The organism is Bartonella sp. AA81SXKL, from assembly GCF_042196945.1.
GTDB lineage: Bacteria > Pseudomonadota > Alphaproteobacteria > Rhizobiales > Rhizobiaceae > Bartonella.
Genome location: NZ_JBHIRH010000096.1, coordinates 1 through 396, shown reverse-complemented (window position 1 = coordinate 396; position 396 = coordinate 1). Strand labels below are relative to the sequence as shown.

Genomic DNA, 396 nt, shown 5'->3' with positions numbered 1-396 from the left:
AAAAAACGTCTTTAAAAACATAGAAAAAAAAATTAAAAAATCATTAGAGTCATCTGATATAAAAGGAAAAAACGGAGAAGATTTAGATTTATCAAAAATTACCGTGGATCCTCCGCGCGATTCGTCACATGGACATTTATCAACCAATGCTGCCATGGTGCTTGCAAAATCTACTGGGCTTAATCCACGTGCACTTGCAGAAAAGATCATAGAACTTCTCAAAAATGATCCTTCTGTCGAAAGTATTAATGTTGCCGGTCCTGGATTTATCAACATCAAGCTTACAAAACCATTTTGGCAAGATTTAATAAAATCCATGCTTGAAAAAGGAATATCTTATGGCCGTATTCCTATGGGACAGGGAAAGCGCATCAATGTTGAATATGTATCAGCAAA

Annotated in this window: 1 pseudogene; it reads left to right on the top strand. The window is 35.4% G+C overall.

Annotated features, from left to right (window positions below):
• Window positions 1–19: 19 nt before the first annotated feature.
• Window positions 20–396, top strand: a pseudogene (locus ACFINZ_RS09760) (arginine--tRNA ligase); the annotation flags it as partial.